General features: G+C 72.8%; 14 protein-coding genes and 1 pseudogene. 8 read left to right on the forward strand and 7 right to left on the reverse strand.

Annotation, left to right across the window (positions count from 1 at the left end; translation table 11 throughout):
* Window positions 1-29: 29 nt before the first annotated feature.
* On the forward strand, window positions 30-2,012 hold the full coding sequence (locus OG472_RS34870) for an MDR family MFS transporter (protein ID WP_405943227.1): 1,983 nt from the start codon (window positions 30-32) through the stop codon (window positions 2,010-2,012).
* A 135-nt stretch (window positions 2,013-2,147) separates the two neighbouring features.
* Window positions 2,148-2,813 (forward strand): GPP34 family phosphoprotein, encoded by a 666-nt coding sequence (locus tag OG472_RS34875; protein WP_405832865.1) that lies wholly within the window; start codon window positions 2,148-2,150, stop codon window positions 2,811-2,813.
* A 55-nt stretch (window positions 2,814-2,868) separates the two neighbouring features.
* On the opposite strand, the gene OG472_RS34880 is transcribed toward OG472_RS34875, so the two are convergent.
* A complete protein-coding gene (locus OG472_RS34880) occupies window positions 2,869-3,366 on the reverse strand; it encodes an NUDIX hydrolase (RefSeq protein ID WP_405942378.1) in 498 nt (165 codons plus the stop codon).
* Window positions 3,363-3,980: a helix-turn-helix domain-containing protein gene (locus OG472_RS34885; protein ID WP_405942379.1), complete on the reverse strand. Its 618-nt coding sequence runs from the start codon at window positions 3,978-3,980 to the stop codon at window positions 3,363-3,365. Before OG472_RS34885 ends, OG472_RS34880 begins: the two co-directional genes overlap by 4 nt.
* A 150-nt stretch (window positions 3,981-4,130) precedes the next feature.
* On the opposite strand from OG472_RS34885, the gene OG472_RS34890 reads away from it, so the two are divergent.
* The 3 genes and pseudogenes from OG472_RS34890 (at window position 4,131) to OG472_RS34900 (ending at window position 6,797) form a co-directional block, all read left to right on the forward strand.
* On the forward strand, window positions 4,131-5,141 hold the full coding sequence (locus OG472_RS34890; RefSeq protein ID WP_401604933.1) for an NAD(P)/FAD-dependent oxidoreductase: 1,011 nt from the start codon (window positions 4,131-4,133) through the stop codon (window positions 5,139-5,141).
* A gap of 149 nt (window positions 5,142-5,290) precedes the next feature.
* A pseudogene (locus tag OG472_RS34895) lies at window positions 5,291-5,377 on the forward strand (hypothetical protein); the annotation flags it as partial.
* 241 nt (window positions 5,378-5,618) lie between these two features.
* Window positions 5,619-6,797: an FAD-dependent oxidoreductase gene (locus OG472_RS34900; RefSeq protein WP_405942380.1), complete on the forward strand. Its 1,179-nt coding sequence runs from the start codon at window positions 5,619-5,621 to the stop codon at window positions 6,795-6,797.
* Here the strand turns inward: OG472_RS34900 and OG472_RS34905 are convergent.
* Window positions 6,704-7,828 (reverse strand): ATP-dependent DNA ligase, encoded by a 1,125-nt coding sequence (locus OG472_RS34905; protein ID WP_405832871.1) that lies wholly within the window; start codon window positions 7,826-7,828, stop codon window positions 6,704-6,706. The genes OG472_RS34900 and OG472_RS34905 overlap by 94 nt on opposite strands.
* A gap of 75 nt (window positions 7,829-7,903) precedes the next feature.
* Between OG472_RS34905 and ligD the strand changes: the two genes are divergently transcribed.
* The 3 genes from ligD (at window position 7,904) to OG472_RS34920 (ending at window position 10,618) form a co-directional block, all read left to right on the forward strand.
* On the forward strand, window positions 7,904-8,923 hold the full coding sequence (gene ligD, locus OG472_RS34910; protein WP_351291914.1) for a non-homologous end-joining DNA ligase: 1,020 nt from the start codon (window positions 7,904-7,906) through the stop codon (window positions 8,921-8,923).
* A 131-nt stretch (window positions 8,924-9,054) separates the two neighbouring features.
* Window positions 9,055-10,215: a hypothetical protein gene (locus tag OG472_RS34915; protein WP_405942381.1), complete on the forward strand. Its 1,161-nt coding sequence runs from the start codon at window positions 9,055-9,057 to the stop codon at window positions 10,213-10,215.
* A 157-nt stretch (window positions 10,216-10,372) separates the two neighbouring features.
* Entirely contained in the window at window positions 10,373-10,618 is a 246-nt protein-coding gene (locus OG472_RS34920; protein WP_405832874.1) for a WhiB family transcriptional regulator, read from the forward strand.
* Here the strand turns inward: OG472_RS34920 and OG472_RS34925 are convergent, their stop codons facing one another.
* The 4 genes from OG472_RS34925 to OG472_RS34940 form a co-directional block, all read right to left on the reverse strand.
* Window positions 10,619-11,200 carry a hypothetical protein gene (locus tag OG472_RS34925; RefSeq protein ID WP_405942382.1) on the reverse strand — a complete coding sequence of 194 codons (582 nt, stop codon included), beginning with the start codon at window positions 11,198-11,200 and terminating at the stop codon, window positions 10,619-10,621. It abuts the gene before it with no gap.
* Window positions 11,197-11,673 carry a hypothetical protein gene (locus tag OG472_RS34930; protein ID WP_405942383.1) on the reverse strand — a complete coding sequence of 159 codons (477 nt, stop codon included), beginning with the start codon at window positions 11,671-11,673 and terminating at the stop codon, window positions 11,197-11,199. Before OG472_RS34930 ends, OG472_RS34925 begins: the two co-directional genes overlap by 4 nt.
* Before the next feature lie 140 nt (window positions 11,674-11,813).
* On the reverse strand, window positions 11,814-12,947 hold the full coding sequence (locus tag OG472_RS34935; protein ID WP_405942384.1) for a hypothetical protein: 1,134 nt from the start codon (window positions 12,945-12,947) through the stop codon (window positions 11,814-11,816).
* Complete coding sequence (locus OG472_RS34940; protein WP_401604950.1) at window positions 12,940-13,242, reverse strand: hypothetical protein; 303 nt, start codon at window positions 13,240-13,242, stop codon at window positions 12,940-12,942. Before OG472_RS34940 ends, OG472_RS34935 begins: the two co-directional genes overlap by 8 nt.

The raw sequence follows: 13,242 nt of genomic DNA on the forward strand, positions 1-13,242 counted from the left end.
CGCAGCGCAACATCATCTTCGGCACGATCATGCTGGGCGTGCTGCTCGCGGCACTCGACCAGACGATCGTCGGCACCGCCCTGCCCACGATCGTGGGGGACCTCGGCGGCGGGGACCACATGTCCTGGGTGGTGACCTCCTACCTGCTCGCGGAGACCGTGTCGACGGTGCTGGTGGGAAAGTTCGGCGACCTGTACGGCCGGAAACTGATCTTCCAGATCTCCGCGATCATCTTCATCAGCGGCTCCTTCCTGTGCGGCCTGTCCAGCAACATGACGCTCCTTATCGTGTGGCGCGGCGTCCAGGGCGTCGGAGCCGGCGGCCTGATGGTCACCGCCATGGCACTGATCGCCGACGTGGTGCCCCTGCGCGAACGCGGCAAGTACCAGGGCATGATCGGCGCGGTCTTCGGCGTCGCCACCGTGATCGGACCGCTGCTCGGCGGATTCTTCACCGACCAGCTGACCTGGCGGTGGTGCTTCTACGTCAACGTCCCGATCGCGATCCTCGTGGTCGTCGCGGCCGCCAAGACGATCCCGGTGGTACGGGCCTCGGGCAAACCGGTCATCGACTACCTGGGCATCGCCCTCGTCGCGGTCGGCGCGAGCGCACTGATCCTGGCAACCAGCTGGGGCGGGAACGAGTACGCCTGGACCTCGCCGGCGATCATCGGCCTCTTCGCGGGCGGCGCGGTCGCGCTGGCCCTGTTCTGCCTGGTCGAGACGCGGGCCGCGGAACCGATGCTGCCGATGCGGCTCTTCCGCAATCCGGTCTTCGCCGTGTGCTCCGTACTGAGCTTCGTCGTCGGGTTCGCGATGCTCGGCGCGATGACGTTCCTGCCGACCTACCTCCAGTACGTCGACGGGGACTCGGCCACCATCTCGGGCGTCCGGACCCTGCCCATGGTCTTCGGACTGCTGATCGCCTCCGTCTTCAGCGGCAACGTCACCAGCAAGACCGGCCGGTACCGGATCTTCCCGATCGTCGGCAACGCGGTCATGGGCGTCGGCCTCTACCTGCTGTCGCGGATGCAGCCGGGGACCAGCACCCTGCTGGAATCGCTCTACATGTTCGTGCTCGGCACGGGCATCGGCCTGTCCATGCAGGTGCTGACGATCGCCGTGCAGAACACCGTCGACTACGCCGACCTCGGCACCGCCACCTCCGGGGTCACCTTCTTCCGCACGCTCGGCAGCGCCTTCGGGACGGCGGTCTTCGGCACGATCTACGCGAACCACCTGGGGCCCGGACTGGAGGCGGCGGTGGCGGAGGCGGCCCGTGCCACCGGGCAGGACCCGGCACGGCTGGCCGAGGCCGCGTCGACCCCGGAAGGGGTGCACCGGCTCAGCCCCGAGGCCGCGGCACCCATCATCGACGCGTACGCGGAGGCCCTGCACACGGTGTTCCTCTGGACCGTGCCGGTCGCGGTCTTCGGGTTCGTCGCCGGGCTCTTCCTCAAGCAGGTCAAGCTGCGCGACACCGCCCGGGCCGGCTCCACGGACATGGGCGACGGTTTCGGCTCGCCGGCCACGGCCAGCGGGGATTCGGCCAAGCTGCTGGAGCTGGCGGTCGGCAAACTCGTACGGAGCATGGGGCGGGACACGGCACGCGGGATCTTCGAGGCCTCCGACACCCGGCTGGACATCGCGGGGGCGTGGGCGGTGATGCAGGTGGAACTCATGACCCGGACGGTCGGCACCGCCAGCATCGGGCTGATCGCCGCGCGCCGGTCGCTGCCGCCGGAGGTGCTGCTCCCGGTCTTCGACCGGATGACGGACGAGGGCTACCTCAGCCGCGAGGCCAGCTACTTCTCCCTCACCCCGGCCGGGGAGCGGGAGGCCGCCGTCATCTCGGCGGCGTGGGCCCGGTGGCTCGGCGACCAGCTGGAGAAGGACCGGGGGCGGCCGCGGAGCGCCGAACTGCGGGTGGCGGCGGACGCGATCGCGAGGCGGCTGCTGGCCGAGGACCTGGGCGAGGGGAACTTCGCGCCGCGGGTGGTGGCGCGGACGTAGCGCGGTGGGGTCCGGCGGGTCCGTGGCGGGATCCGTGGCGGGATCCGTGGCGAGTGCGTGCCGGAATCGGAACCTCCGCCTGTCGGCAGCCGTCCTCCCCGTCGACGCGTGTGGAGCACGGGGACGGGAGCCGACATGGGAATCACACTGGCCGAGGAGATCGTGCTGCTGTCCCTGGACGACGGGTCCGGGCAGGTGCGCGAGCGCCAGTCGGCGGGCTGGGCCGCAGCGGGCGCGATCCTGCTCGAACTGGTCATGGCGGAGCGGGTGTCCGTGGCCGGCAAGTACCTGGAGCTGCGGGACACCACGCCCACCGGGGAAGAACTGCTCGACGGCCGGATCCGGCTGATGGAGGCCTGGCTGCGCGGCCGCGCCAGCCGCCGGGTGACGGACTGGCTGACCAGGGACCAGACCAAGGCGGTCGGCGCCGCGCTGGAGCGCCTGGTCGCGCGCGGCCTGGTGGCGGCGGAAGTGCACAAGGTGCTCGGGATGTTCCCGCAGCGGCGCTACCCCGAGACCGACGGCGCCGTCGAGCGCGCGCTGCGGGAGCGGCTGTGCTCCGTCGTCATCGACGGTGCCGAGCCGGACGAGCGAACGGCCGGCCTCATCGCACTGATCCACTCGACCGGGCTGCACCGGCTGGCCTTCCCCGACCGGCCCCGCGACGCCGTGGCCCCGAGGGCGGCGGAGATAGCCGCAGGTCAGTGGGCGGGCGACAGTGTCCGGACGGCCATCCGCGACGTGCAGGCCGCGATGGTGGCGGTGACGGCCGTGACGGTGGCGACGACCTTCACGGTGTGAGGCCGGGTCCCGTACCCGCCCGGGGCCGCGGGTGGCCGCGGGCGGTGCGGGGGTCTCAGGATGTCGCGGTCGGGCCCGGGCTCGCGGTCGGATAGTCGTACGAGGGGACGCGCGGCAGGGCCGCGAGGTCCGGGCGCCAGGTACGCAGCACGGCGGCCGACGGGGCATACAGGGCCGAGGGGATCTCGGCCGGGGCGAACCACTGCCAGCGGGCGATCTTGTGGGGCTCGGTGACGGTGGGGACGCCTTCCGCCGAGGTGGTGACGGCGGCCGCCGTCAGCCGGGTCATGCCGGATTTCGCGTCGATCTGGACGGAGAGGACGCGGATCTCCTCGGGGGCCGCCCGCAGATCCGTCTCCTCGGCGAGCTCCCGGGCCGCGGCCTGTTCGAAGCCCTCCCCGGGGTCGACCTTGCCGCCGGGCAGCTCCCAGCGGCCGTCGTGCGCCTGGCCGAGCAGCACCCGGCCGTCCGGGCCGACGACGACCAGCCCCACGCCGACGACGGCATTGGGCTGCGGCACGGCGCGCTCGGGACGTTCTCCGGCGGTGGTCATGGGCGTCCTTCCGGTGGAGTGGTGGGCCGGGCGCGGACGTGGATCCGTTCGCCCTGGGGGCCGAAGAGGCTGAGGAACTCCGCAGGCTGCGGACCCGCGTTGAAGAAGGCGTGCGGGGTGCGCGTGTCGAACTCGGCGGCCTCGCCGGGGCCGAGGACGAGATCGTGCTCCCCGAGCAGCAGCCTGATGCGCCCGGACAGCACGTACAGCCACTCGTAGCCCTCGTGGACCTTGAGTTCGGGCTCGGGCGCCGGGCCCTCGAGGGGCGGGAGGATCTGCTTGAAGGCGTGCACCCCGCTGAACTTGCGGGTCAGCGGCACGTAGGTGCTGCCGTGCCGGACGAAGGGGCGCGGACGGACCCGGGGATCACCGGTCTCCGGGGCGCCGACCAGCTCGTCGAGCGCCACCCGGTGCGCCCTGGCCAGCGGCAGCAGCAGCTCCAGCGTCGGCCTGCGCTGCCCGGACTCCAGCCGGGAGAGGGTGGAGAGGGAGATCCCCGTGGTCTCGCTGAGCTGGGCCAGCGTGGTGCCGCGCTGCCGGCGCAGGGCGCGCAGCCGTGGACCCACGGCGGTGAGCACGCCGGCGAGTTCCTCGTCCTGCTCCTCGGTGGCCATGGCTCCATTTGCCACTTCGGCAAGAACATTTGTCAAGCGGGCGCCTGCGAGCGGACCCTCGGAGGCATGGACAACGCACGGGACCCAAGGAATTCAGGCGCCTCAGGGAATGCGGGCGCCTCAGGGAATGCGGGCGACTCGGGGGACGACGTGTTCGACGTGGTGGTCGTGGGCGGTGGGGCCGCCGGGCTCGCCGCGGCCCTGACCCTGGTCCGGGCCCGCCGGTCGGTGCTGGTGATCGACTCCGGCAGCCCGCGCAACGCCCCGGCCGCGCACCTGCACGGATACCTCGGCCAGGACGGGGAGAGTCCGGCCGCACTGCTGGCCCGGGGGCGCGCCGAGGTGGCCGGTTACGGCGGCCGGATCAGGCAGGGCACGGCCATCGCCGCGGACCGGCTGCCCGACGGGGGTTTCCTGGTCCGCTGCGCGGACGGCTCTGCCGTCCGGGCGCGGCGGCTGCTGGTCGCCACCGGTCTGGTCGACGAGCTTCCCGCGGTGCCGGGCCTTCGGGCGCGCTGGGGCCGGGACGTGCTGCACTGCCCGTACTGCCACGGCTGGGAGGTCCGGGACCTGCCGGTCGCCGTGCTGGCCGACGGACCCGTCGCGGTGCACCAGGCCCAGCTCTGGCGGCACTGGAGCGAGCGGACCACCCTGCTGGCGCACACCTGGCGGCTCACCGGCGCGGACCGGGAACTGCTGGCCGCCCTCGGCGTCCGCGTCGTCGAAGGAGAGGTGACCGGGCTCGCGGTCGAGGAGGACCGGCTGACCGGGGTGACCCTGACCGACGGCGCCGTCGTGGAGTGCGGGGCCCTGGTGGTGGCCCCGCGGTTCACCGCGCGCTCGGGCGTCCTGACCGCTCTGGGCCTGCCGACCACCGCCGTGGAGCGGGACGGGCACGTGATCGGCACCTGCGTCGAGTCCGACCCGGCGACCGGTGCCACCGCGCTGCGCGGGGTCTGGGCTGCGGGCAATGTGACCGCCCCGATGGAGCAGGTCGCGGGCGCGGCCGCGCAGGGGGTGCGTGCGGCCGTCTCCGTGAACGCCGACCTGATCGAGGCGGAGGCCCGCCGGGCCCTGGAGGCCCACCGCGCGGGTACGGGCGCGGGCGTGCGCAGCGAGGCCGGCGCCGGAGGACCGGTCGCAGGACCGGGTCGCGGCTGAGCGGCCCGGCCCGCGGCCGGGCGGACGGCCGCTCGGCGAACGGCTCGTATCGGACAACTGTGCGGGTTTCGGCCGCCGTCCGTCCGCGCAGGCTCTGGGCGGTGTGATCGTCGTACGGTCCGACGGTCCAATGGGCGGGGGGATGCTCCATGGCACATCTACTGGTCATCGGCGGAGGAGTCGGAGGGCTGGCCACGGCCCTGCTCGCGGCGCGGCACGGACACACGGCGGAACTCTTCGAGCGCGATACGCGCGCTCCGGGCACCGCCCTCGACCGTGACTTCTTCGGCTGGCGCCGGCCGACCGTACCGCAGGCGGTCCAGCCGCACGTGCTGCTCGGGGCCGCCCGCGCCGTCCTGCGGGACGAACTGCCCGATGTCTACACGGAGATGCTCGCACTCGGCGCCCGGGAGCGGCACGAGCTGGACTGGTTCGACGTGCGGCCCCCCCGCCCTCCCGGGCGACGAGGACCTCGTCATGCTCCAGGCCCGGCGCATCGTGCTGGAGAGCGCGCTGACCACGGCCCTGCGCGCGGAGGCGGGCGTCGTCGTCCGGTACGGGGAGCCGGTCACCGCACTGACGACCGTCCCGGGGCCGGCCGAGGCCGCGGAGGTCCACGTGACGGGAGTGACCACCGAGACCGGGAGTTACGAGGGGGACCTCGTCGTGGACGCGGGCGGGCGGCGCGGGGGCGTCGAGCGCAGGCTGGCCGAGGCGGGCTGCCGGCCGCCCGTCGTGGAACGGCACCGCACGGGCCTCGCGTACTTCTGCCGCTGGTACCGGCTGCCCGAGGGCATGGAGGAGGGGCCGCGCCGCCCCTGGGCGGTGACCGGCGGGGCCTTCGCCGGGTGCGCGGTGTTCCCGGCCGACAACCGGGTCTTCGCGGTGACGCTGTTCGTGCACACCTCCGACACCACCCGCTCGGCGCTGCGCGACCCCGCCGTCTTCGAGCGGGCGGCCCGCGCCTTCCCGCCCGGTGCTGCCTGGCTGGCCCTGGGCGCCGAGCCGCTGTCGGACGTGCGGGCCACGGCGAGCCTGGACAACCGGTGGAGCGCGCTGGTCGACGAGCGGGGCCCGGTGGTGACCGGGCTGGTGCCGGTCGGCGACTCGATCACGCACACCAATCCGACCCTGGGGCAGGGCACCTCGCTCGCTCTGTGGGCCGCGCACCGGGTGGCCCGTACGGCGCACCGGGGCCCGGGATCGGCCCGGTTCGCGGTCGGCCACCACGACTGGGCGGTGCGCACGCTGAAGCCGTGGTTCGACTTCCAGGTGGTCGCCGACGCGGCCATCGGGGAGCGCTTCGCGACCCGGGCCGGGCGTACGGGGACGGCGCGCGAGGTGGCCGCGCTGTTCGACTGCGCACTGGAGGATCCCGAGGTGATGCGGGCGCGGGCGAGGGTCCGGCACCTGGCCGAGCCGCCGGAGCGGGCGTACGCGGATCCGCGGATCAGGGCCCGGGTGGCGCGCTGGCTGGCCGCGCGGCCGGACTACGTCCCCCACGAGGCGGGGCCGGACCGGGCGCTGTGGGAGGAGCTGACGGCGGGGCCGGGGTGGGGCGCTCAGCAGGCGGAACCTCCGGTACCGGAGGCCCGGGCGGTACCGGAAGCACCTCCGGTGCCAGCGGCCGGGCCGAGCACTTCGGCGAGGTCGTAGCCGACGACCTCCTCCAGTTGGGTGTAGGTGCAGCTCTCCGGTGTCCGGTCCTCCCGCCAGCGGTGGAACTGGGCGGTGTGCCGGAAGCGGTCGCCCTCCATGTGGTCGTACTTCACCTCGACGACCCGCTCGGGCCGCAGCGGCACCCAGGACAGGTCCTTCTTGCCGGTCCAGCGGCTCTGCGCACCCGGCAGCCGGGCGCTCTCGTGGGCCGACTCCTCCGCCCAGGCGGCCCACGGATGTCCGGCAGGGTCGGGCATCCGCAGGGGTTCGAGTTCCTCCACCAGCTCGGCGCGGCGCTTCATGGGGAAGGCCGCGCAGACGCCCACGTGCTGGAGGGTGCCCTGGGCGTCGTACAGGCCGAGGAGCAGCGATCCGACAATCGGACCGCTCTTGTGGAATCGGAAACCCGCGACGACGACGTCGGCGGTACGTTCGTGCTTGATCTTGAACATGAGGCGGGCATCGGGCCGGTAGAGGAGATCGAGCGGTTTGGCGATCACTCCGTCGAGCCCGGCGCCCTCGAACCGCTCGAACCACTCCTGCGCGAGCGCGGGATCGGTGGTCGCGGGCGCGAGGTGGACGGGGGGCCGAGCAGTGGAGAGCGACCGGACCAGGGCGGCACGGCGGTCGGTGAGCGGCGTGTCGAGGAGCGACTCGTCGCCCAGCGCGAGCAGGTCGAAGGCGACGAAGCTGGCGGGGGTGGTCCCGGCCAGCAGGGCGACACGGGACTGCGCGGGATGGATCCGCTCGGTCAGCCGGTCGAAATCGAGCCGCCCGCCGTGAACGATCACGATCTCGCCGTCGACGACGCAGCGATCCGGCAGATTGGCCTTCAGCGCCTCCGCCAGCTCGGGAAAGTACCGGGTCAGGGTCTTGCCCGTGCGGCTGCCGATCTCGATCTCGTCGCCGTCGCGATGGACGATGGCCCGGAAGCCGTCCCACTTGGCCTCGTACTGCATGCCGGGCGGGATCTTCGCCACGGACTTGGCGAGCATCGGCTTCACGGGCGGCATCACTGGCAGATCCATGCCTTCGATTCTGCGGTGGTACGTCCGGCCCCGCCCGGTATGCGCCCTCGCCCGGGCCCGCCTACCGTGGCGCACATGGGTGCTGCCGGTAATGCCATCGAGCTGGACGCGGGCGGGCGGACGGTACGGCTGTCCAGCCCGGACAAGGTGTACTTCCCGGAGCGCGGCCTCACCAAGCGGCACGTGGCCGAGTACTACCTGGCGGTCGCGGACGGCATCACGCGAGCCCTGCGCAACCGGCCCACAACCCTGGAACGCTTCCCGGACGGCGTGGAAGGCGAGTCCTTCTTCCAGAAGAGGGCGCCGAAGAACCTCCCCGACTGGATCCCGACCGCCCACATCTCCTTCCCGAGCGGCCGCTCGGCCGACGAGATCTGCCCGACCGAGCCGGCCGCCGTCCTGTGGGCCGCCAATCTGGGCTGCCTCACCTTCCACCCCTGGCCGGTACGCCGCGAGGACACCGACCGCCCCGACGAACTGCGCATCGACCTGGACCCGCAGCCGGGTACCGACTACCACCACGCGGTGGCGGCCGCCCACGAGCTGCGCGCCCTGCTGGAGGAGCTGGGCCTGCGGGGCTGGCCCAAGACCTCCGGCGGCCGCGGGCTGCACGTCTTCGTGCCGATCGCCCCGCGCTGGACCTTCACCGAGGTCCGCCGGTGCGCCATCGCCCTCGGCCGGGAACTGGAACGCCGGATGCCGGGCAAGGTCACGACGGCCTGGTGGAAGGAGGAACGCGGCGAGCGGATCTTCGTCGACTACAACCAGACGGCCCGCGACCGCACGATCGCCTCCGCCTACTCCATCCGCCCCCGCCCGCACGCCCCGGTCTCGGCACCGCTGCGCTGGGACGAGGTGGACGACGCGGAGCCGCGCGACTTCGACATCGTGACGATGCCGGCCCGCTTCGCCGAACTGGGCGACCTGCACGCCGACATGGACGAACACGCCTTCGCCCTGGACCCCGTACTGGAACTCGCGGCGCGCGACGAACACGAGCACGGCCTGGGCGACATGCCCTACCCCCCGGACTACCCGAAGATGCCGGGCGAGCCCAAGCGCGTCCAGCCCAGCCGCGCCAAGCACGAGGACTGACGTCCGTCCTTCCGCCGCGGGGCCGGGGGAGGGCCCGGCTGTCCGGATCGTGTCTGTTCATCCCGGTGCGGCACGGCAAGGATGTGTCGCGGCCAGCCGGCCGTCACGTGAATCGATCCGGGGGGATGTTCATGGGAACGAGGAACACGCGCATCGGTCTCGCCGTGGTGGGGAGCCTCCTCGCCGCGCTCGCGGTGACCGCTCCCGCGCAGGCGGCACCGGTGGGAGCCGGCGCGGGCTGCAAGCCGTCCCTCCAGATCCTGGAGAGACTGTCCCCCGCGGAGGACCCGCATCCGAGCCCGTGGGTGCGCCGCACCCAGGTCAGCGCCATCGCGCCGGGGCCGTCACGGCTGGCCGTCGGCATGTCCGGGCTGCAGCCCGTCTACTGGATCGGGACCCGGGTGTTCGCCGTGCCGCTGCCCGCCGGCTCCGGCCCGGGCGCGCTCACGGACGTCAACCGGTCCGGCCTCATGGTCGGCAAGGTGCTCACGTCCGAAGGCAGCAAGGCGTTCAGCTACCGGCACGGCGACCGCGCCATCACCGTACTGCCCGGCGGGGGTGCGGCGTACGGAGTCAACGACCACGGGGTCATCGTCGGCAATGTCTGGGACGTGGCCCGGAACCGGACCATCGCCATGGAATGGTCCGGCACGAGGATCCGCCGCGAACTGCCGGCGCCCGCCGGATACCGGATCCACTTCATGTCCGGGATCAACAACGCCGGCCAGGCCGTCGGCAACGGCGAGACGCAGGAGCCCCTCCCCGGCACACAGATCTGGATCACCCCGGGGCTGCACTGGTCCGCCGACCCGCGCACCGCCCCCAGGGTGCTCCAGCCCGCCGACCACACCGGGGACCACTACGTCACCCGGGGCATCGACGAATCCGGCCGGATCGTCGGCTACCAGAAGCAGGCATCGGTCGACGGGAGCGAGGTCGCCGTGATGTGGAACCGCCCCGACGGCCCCCCTGTGTACGCGCCCTGGGCGCCCGGCGCCATGGGCGGCACCTTCGAGGCCGTCAGCCCGAACACCGACGTCGCTGTCGGCCTGGCCGAATTCCGCTACGACTCCCCGCGGCCGGCGGACAGCCCGGACGCCCGGGCCCAGTACTGGACCGGCAGCGGTCCGATGCGGGTCCTTCCCGGACTCGCCCCGTCCCGCTTCACCGCCGCGTTCGCCGTCACCGACGACGACCGCGTCGGCGGGGCCGCCCTGGACGCCGAGGGGCGGGTCCAGCCGGTGATCTGGACCTGCGCGGCCAAGCAGGCCTTCGTCCTGCCCGAAGGGTGAGCCGGCCCCGGCCGGCCCCTGTGCGGGCAGGGCCGCTGTCAGTGGGGGGTGCGATGCTGGAAGACGAGGCCGTAACCGGCGCGCCGGCGGGGGGCCATGACGGAGTGTTGATCAGGCGTTGATCGGACGTCCATCGGCGGCGGCCAGTATCTGCGGCATGTCTATGAACACCACTACCGCAGCCACGGACACCGCCTGGTACGAACTCGCCCTGTGCGCCCAGACGGGCCCCGGCTTCTTCTTCCCGGAGCCGGGCTCGTCGCTGCGCGACGCGAAGCGGCTGTGCGGGGCGTGCGAGGGGCGGGCGGCGTGCCTGGAGTACGCCCTGGCCAATGACGAGCGCTTCGGCGTCTGGGGCGGCCTCTCAGAAGCCGAACGCCTCGCCCTCCGCCCCCGCCGCTGATCAGGTCCGCGTCCCCTTGCCGCTTGCCCGAACCAGCCCCACCCGCCGCGCGAGTTCGAACCCCTCGCCACCACATTCCTCGCGGCGCGGCGTGTGGGGTACGACGCGCACGGGATAGTGCCCCCCGACGGGCGAGACGACCCCGCCGAACCGAGGATCCCCTGCGAACCAGATCCGGCCCGGGTGCGCGTTGTCCAGCTGTGTGAGCACGACCGGGAACGGGATGAACCGGAACGTGGCCGTGAAGTCGTCCCGGAACGGGATGACGACGGTCCCGGGACTCCCGGGTGGCCGGGGCGGGTGCTGGCACGGCCACTCACGCCAGGGGTAGGCCTGCAGGACGGCGGCGACGCGCCGCCGCCTGAAGTAGGCGATGACCACCCAGGGGAGAAGAGGCGAGACCAGCAGCGTGATGAGGGCGAACGCCGTTCCAGCATGGGGGACGTGGTCAGTGCAGGCCAGGGCGACCAGAGGCGGGCCTCCGAGGCTGAGTACCCATCCGATACGGCGGGCCACCAACCGCCTGTAGCCGACCACCGTCGGAGGGTGGTCCCACGCCACCTTGGTGAGCGTGAGACTCACAGGAGTACCTCCAGGATGCGTGAGCTCCCGGTCGCCGTCGGAGTGCTCGGTTCGGGGTCCGTGAAGAGGAGGGTGTGCGCCACGGCTTCAAGGATGTCCGCGTACGCGTCGGCGTGCTGGATGGAGGCGCTGGTCAGATCGAGCACGAGCAGGTGGAGACCGTCCGGATGCACGGTCGCGACCCTGGCCTGAAACAGTCGCTGCTCCACACCGGGCACGCAAATGATGCCGGCGACGAGGCAGCACGGGAGCGCTGATGGCAGATCGATGAACCTGCGAGTGGAGCTCTCCCACAAGGAGGATCGTGCGATGGCCAGGGCCGTGCGCGCCACGGTGAGCCGGGGGTTGGGTTGTTCGGCACGTTGGATGACCAGAGAGAACAGCGAGGTGGTGACGCCGACCGGCTCCTCGGGGTGAAAGCCGAGTGCGGTATGCACGACGTCGTGTCCTGCCAGTTCCTCAAGGGCATCCATGAGCTGGGTCAGTTCCCTTTGGGCGTCAGCACTGCCCAGGGCCTCGGCAACGACGAGGAGGGAGTCTCTGTCGCCTGGGCCCACGTCGTGAAAGCCGGGAGGGAGGCGGAACCAGACCGGCGGGACGCTGCGCTGATGTGTCACGGCCTCAACCCCGACCAGACGCGCCCCGATTTCCTCAGGGCCGAAGGAGCGTCGTCGAGGGCCCCTCGGGCACCGTCCATCGCCGTCGAGCCATGCTCAAGCGCTTCGTTGTCCGGGGCGTAATCCAGTCCGGCGGTTGCGGCACCTGTACCAGCCACGGCCACACCCACCCGGTCTCGGGTCCCCTGAGTCGCTGACCGCATGGCCCATCCGGTGAGGGGGCTCTCCACCTGCCGCAGCTCCTCGGCGCTGGTCCATGCGCTGTGGCGGAACGCGGTGGCCCCAGGAGACAGCCCTGCCAAAGCGCTGCCCTCCGGCGCGGCTGCCATTGCTGCGCGGGCGGCCGCGGTGCCGGCCTTGGCGCCGGAGGCAACCGCCGCCACGCCAGGGACCGTGCCTGCAAGGTCGCCGACCAGGGTCACACTGCTCTTCCAGAAATCTGCGTCGAACTCGCCCTTCGTGACGCCGTCCCCGAGGGACTTCCGGAATTTCGGGTCAGACGTGTGCATCGCCAAGGCCGCCAAAGACAGGCCGCTCCCGACGAGCATGATCGCGAGCCCGGCAGGCGGGCAGGCGAGCGACACCAGGGCGCCGACGAAACCCAGGACCGCCGACGCGTTCGACAAGGCGTCGCCCGGGTCGTCCACGATCTTGTGCCAGATCGAGGCCAGCATGCCCGGTTCCTTCGGAGCCAGCCGGTCCGTGGCCGCGGTCAGGGTGCGGGCGACGCGGCTCGCCGCCGCCGCGTGTTCGGCGGCGAGTTCGCGGGCCAGGCGGCGGGTGTCGGAGAGGGCTTCGTCCGTCTTGGCCGAGGCGGCCTGGGCCTCGTAGCGGGCGGCCAGTGTGCGGTGCGCGACCAGGGTGTCGTGCCAGCCGGTGAGCCGGCGGGCGGCCTCCGCGAGGGAGGTGTGGGCCGCGGCCAGGTAGCGGGGGAGGTCCTGCGAGAGGGAGGCGCGGAAGGCGGTCGCGGCCTCGCCCTGCCACTGCGAGCTGTGGGAGACGAGGTCCTTCACGACGCGGGCGGCCTCCCCGAGGGAGTGCGCGGACGCGGCGAGCGTCTTCGTCAGGGCCAGGACCGAGGCAGGGTTGCCGGGCGCCGGGTCGAAGCCCAGCGCCGCGTGGTCAGCCATGCGCGGCCACCGCCCGGAGGAAGGCCCCGCGGATGGCCTCCTCGAGCTCCGCGTACTCCGCCGCGCTGCGGTCCACGCCCTCCCGCACGGTCTTGACGCGTTTCGTCAGCTCCCGCGTGCCGTGGGCCCACCGTTCCTGGAAGGCGTCGCACGCCGCGTCGAGATCGGCCGTGCCCAGCTGGTCGGGCCGTACGTGGGCCAGCGCGCGCCGGGCCTCCCGCAGGGAGACCAGCGAGGAGTCCAGGGCGCGCGTCAGACGGGTCAGCTGGTCGATGTCCACCTGGAGCGAGGTCAT

The organism is Streptomyces sp. NBC_00207 (assembly GCF_045160965.1).
Taxonomy (GTDB): domain Bacteria; phylum Actinomycetota; class Actinomycetes; order Streptomycetales; family Streptomycetaceae; genus Streptomyces.